General features: G+C 73.4%; 3 protein-coding genes. All 3 read right to left on the minus strand.

Annotated elements, in window-relative coordinates; all coding sequences use genetic code 11:
• Positions 1 to 139: 139 nt before the first annotated feature.
• Positions 140 to 1,252 (minus strand): phospho-N-acetylmuramoyl-pentapeptide-transferase, encoded by a 1,113-nt coding sequence (mraY, locus tag VGR37_11590; protein HEV2148036.1) that lies wholly within the window; start codon positions 1,250 to 1,252, stop codon positions 140 to 142.
• Between the two features lie 91 nt (positions 1,253 to 1,343).
• Complete coding sequence (gene murF, locus VGR37_11595; GenBank protein ID HEV2148037.1) at positions 1,344 to 2,795, minus strand: UDP-N-acetylmuramoyl-tripeptide--D-alanyl-D-alanine ligase; 1,452 nt, start codon at positions 2,793 to 2,795, stop codon at positions 1,344 to 1,346.
• Positions 2,792 to 4,213: UDP-N-acetylmuramoyl-L-alanyl-D-glutamate--2,6-diaminopimelate ligase (locus VGR37_11600; protein ID HEV2148038.1), on the minus strand; the 1,422-nt coding region annotated here is incomplete at its 5' end. The genes VGR37_11600 and murF, both read right to left, overlap by 4 nt.

Consider the following 4,213-nt stretch of genomic DNA (forward strand, 5'->3'; position numbering starts at 1 on the left):
GCCGCCTCCCGCGCGGCGGGCCCGTCGCCCGCGTCGCTGGCGTACACGGTGGCCCCGCGCGCCAGCGCCAGGCGCGCCGCCGCCAGCCCGCTCCGCGCGAGCCCCAGGACACCCAGGTCCCGTCCGGCCAGCGAGCGCATCAGCGGATCTTCAGGGTGGCGAAGGCGACCAGGGCGAACATCACCCCCAGGATCCAGAAGCGGATGATGACCCGGTTCTCGTGCCAGCCGATCTGCTCGAAGTGGTGGTGCAGCGGGGCCATGCGAAAGATCCTCCGCCCCACCCCGCTCCGCCGCTTGGTCCACTTGAAGTACAGCGTCTGCGCCGCGACCGAGGCCGCCTCCAGCACGAACATCCCGCCCACGATGGCCAGCAGGAACTCCGCCTTGAGGAGCACCGAGATCGCCCCCAGCACCCCCCCGATGGCGAGCGAGCCGGTGTCGCCCATGAACACCTCGGCCGGGTGGGCGTTGAACCAGAGGAAGCCCATGCACCCCCCCGCCAGCGCCACGCAGAACACCGACAGCTCCCCCGCGCCCGGGAGGTAGAACAGGTTCAGGTAGTCGGAGGAGTCCACCCGGCCCAGGAGGTAGGCGAAGATCCCCATGGTGACCGCCGCGATCGCCGAAAGCCCGGAGGCCAGCCCGTCCAGCCCGTCCGTGAGGTTCACCGCGTTGGAGAAGGCGGTGATGACGAAGATCACGAAGAGCACGTACGCCCAGGGCTCGAACGTCACGTGCCACGACTTGAAGAAGGGGATCTGCGTCCAGGTGGGCGGCACGTCCCCGAAGAGCCCCGGGGTGAAGATGAGGAAGAGCCCCACCGCCGCGCCGAGCGACACCTGCCCCACGATCTTGTAGCGCCCGACCAGCCCCTCCGTCTTCTTGCGGACCACCTTGAGGTAGTCGTCCATGAAGCCCAGCCCGCCCAGCCAGAGGATGACGATCAGCGCCACCCAGGTGTACGGGTTGTCCAGCTCCGCCCAGAGGAGGGTGGGGATCACCGTCGCCATGACGATCAGGACCCCGCCCATGGTGGGCGTGCCCGACTTCCCCAGGTGCGTCTGCGGCCCCTCGGTCCGGACCACCTGCCCCACCTTCAGCATCCGCAGCCGCCGGATGATCCCCGGCCCGAAGTAGAACGCCACCAGGAACGCCGTGACCACCGCCCCGGCCGCCCGGAAGGTCTGGAACCGGAAGAGGTTGAAGACGATGTGGTACTCGGAGAGCGGAACGAGCAGGTGGTAGAGCACCGTGGTCCGTAGCTAATGGTTTGGCTCACAGGGGACAGGTCGCACCTGTAACGGCGAGCGGCAGCCAGCCTTCACGCTTGCTGGCTACTCCCTATCCCTGTCCCCTGCCGTTTCCTCCGAAGTCCCGCTCCAGCAGCGGGAGCCACCGCTCCAGCGACTCGCCGCGCGAGGCCTTGAGGAGCACCGTCTCGTCGCCGCGGAGGAAGGGCGCGGAGGCGGCGTACGCCTCCACCGGGTCCTCCACCGCCACCAGCCGGTCGCCCAGCGTGGCGGCGTGCGGGGCGAAGGCGGCGGCGAACTCGCCGGTGGCGACGACACGGTCGATCCCCCGCCCCACCCGCCCGGCGATCTGCTCCGCGGCGCGGCGGTGGAGCGCCGGAGCCTGCTCGCCCATCTCGCGCATGGTCCCGACCACCGCCACCTTCCCCCCCTCCGCGGGGAGCCCGGCCAGGAGGTCCACGGCCGCGGCGAGGCTGGGAGGGTTGGAGTTGTAGCAGTCCGCAAGCACCTGCATGCCGCCGACGCGGTGCCACTCGTTGCGCAGCTTGGGCCGGGGGACCTTCGCGAGGGCACGGGTGGCGGCCTCCTTGGACACTCCCATCTCGCGGGCGAGCGCCAGGGCGAAGAGCGCGTTGCGGACGTTGTGGCGCCCCGGGAGGGGGAGGTGCACCGGCGCCCCCTCCCAGCTCCAGCGGGTGCTCCCGTCCGGGAGGATCTCGATCCCGTCTGCGCCGCCGTCCGGGTGGACGTCCGCGCCCTCCGAGAGGCCGATCACCCGCACCCGGTACCCGCCCAGCTCCGCGCGCGTCCGCTGCGGGAGCGCCGGGGGGTCCTCGGCCACCAGGGCGACGCCGCCCAGCCGGAGGCCGGTCACCATGTGGAGCTCCTCCTCCAGCACCCCCTCCAGGCTCCCCAGCTTCTCCAGGTGCTCCTCGCCGATGGAGGTGACGATGGAGAAGTCCGGCTCCGCGATCCGGGTGAGGATGGCGATCTCGCCGGGCTCGTTGGTCCCCATCTCCACCACCAGCACCTCCGCCTCGTCCGGGGCGGCGAGGATCGTCAGCGGGACGCCGACCTGGTTGTTCAGGTTCCCCTCGGTGGCGTGGACGCGGAAGCGCGCCACGAGCGCGGCGCGGACCAGGTCCTTGGTGGTCGTCTTCCCGTTGCTCCCGCCGATCCCCACCACCTGGCCGCGGTGCTGGCGCCGCCGGTGGCGGGCCAGGCGGCCCAGCGCGCGGAGGGTGTCGTCCACCTCGAAGAGGCGCAGCCCCTCGGGCGCATCCTCGGGGACCCTCGACACCACGGCCCCGGCGGCGCCCTTCTCCGCCGCCTCGCGCAGGAACTCGTGCGCATCGAAGCGCTCGCCAACCAGCGCCACGAAGAGCGAGCCGGGGACGACCGTCCGGGTGTCGGTGGAGACCCCGGAGAACACCTGGCGGTCGCCGCCCGCACGCTCCTGTGCCCCACGGCCGGCCCACGCCCGCAGCATCTCGTCCTCCAGTGCCTGCCTCACCTGCGCCGCCGTCCACCTGAACCCGCTCAATCCGCACCTCGCCCGGTAGTGGTTTCCCGCTCCGCGAGGAGCTCCCCGATCACCACCCGCTCGTCGAACGGGCGGACCTCGCTCCCCCAGATCTGGTAGGTCTCGTGGCCCTTCCCGGCGAGGAGCACCACGTCCCCATCGCCGGCCTCGTCCAGCGCGCGGCGGATCGCCTCCCGCCGGTCGAGGACGCGGAGGCGGGGCGCATGCCCCATGCCACGCTCCACGTCGTCGGCGATCCGCTCCGGGTCCTCGGTGCGCGGGTTGTCGGAGGTGACGATGGCCAGGTCGGCGAGGCGCGATGCGACGCGCCCCATCTCCGGGCGCTTTCCGCGGTCGCGGTCGCCGCCGGCCCCGAACACCACGATCAGCCGGCCTGGGGTGAGGGGACGCAGCGCCCCGAGCGCCACCTCCAGCGCATCCGGGGTATGGGCGTAGTCGATCAGCACCGTCCCCGCGATCCCGGGGGTGGGGACCCGCTCCAGCCGGCCGGGCACCTGGGGGAGCGACTCCAACCCGGCGGCCACCTCCTCCGCCGCCCAGCCGAGCCCATGGAAGACCGCGGCGGCGCCCAGCGCGTTGGACACGTTGTAGCCGCCCATCAGCGGGAGCCGCACGGGGACGCTCCCGCCCGGGGTCCGCAGGACGAAGCGGGTCCCCCCGGCGAAGGCCGCCACCTCCTCCGCCCGCACCTCCGCCTCCGCGCGGATCCCGAAGCGCACCGTCCGGCCGCGGGGAGCGCGCACCCCCTCCCAGGCGGGGTCGTCGGCGTTCAGGGCGGCGACTCCGTCGGGCTTCAGCAACTCCAGGAGGCGCAGCTTCGCCGCGCGGTACGCCTCCATGGTGCCGTGGTAGTCCAGGTGGTCGCGGGACAGGTTGGTGAACAGCGCCCCGTCGAAGCGCGCCGCCGCCGCCCGCCCCTGCTCCAGCGCGTGCGAGGAGACCTCCATCGCCACGCCGCGCACCCCCTGGTCGGCGAGGCGGCGGAGCCACTCCGCGGTCTCCACCGGGCCGGGGGTGGTGAGCCCCTCCGTCCCGGGGATGGTCCTGCCGTCCGGGCCGACCGCGCCCAGGGTGCCGATGGACGCCGCCGGGCCGCGGCAGGCGAGGAGGTGGCGGAGGATCGCCGCGCTGGTGGTCTTCCCGTTGGTGCCGGTGACCCCCACCAGCGTCAGCTCCTCCCAGGGATCGCCGTGGAACGCGGCGGCGGCGTACGCGGCCGCCAGCCGGCCGGAGGACACCTCCACCTGCGGGAGCGCGAGGGCCGGGTCCGCGCGCTCCACCAGCGCGGCGGCGGCCCCGCGCGCGGCTACGTCCGGGAGGAAGCGGTGCCCGTCGCCGCTCGTCCCCACCACCGCGCAGAAGAGGAAGCCGGGCTCCACGCGGCGGGAGTCCACGGCGACGCCGCGCAGCTCCGGGTC

Source organism: Longimicrobiaceae bacterium (genome assembly GCA_035936415.1).
Classification (GTDB): domain Bacteria; phylum Gemmatimonadota; class Gemmatimonadetes; order Longimicrobiales; family Longimicrobiaceae; genus JAFAYN01.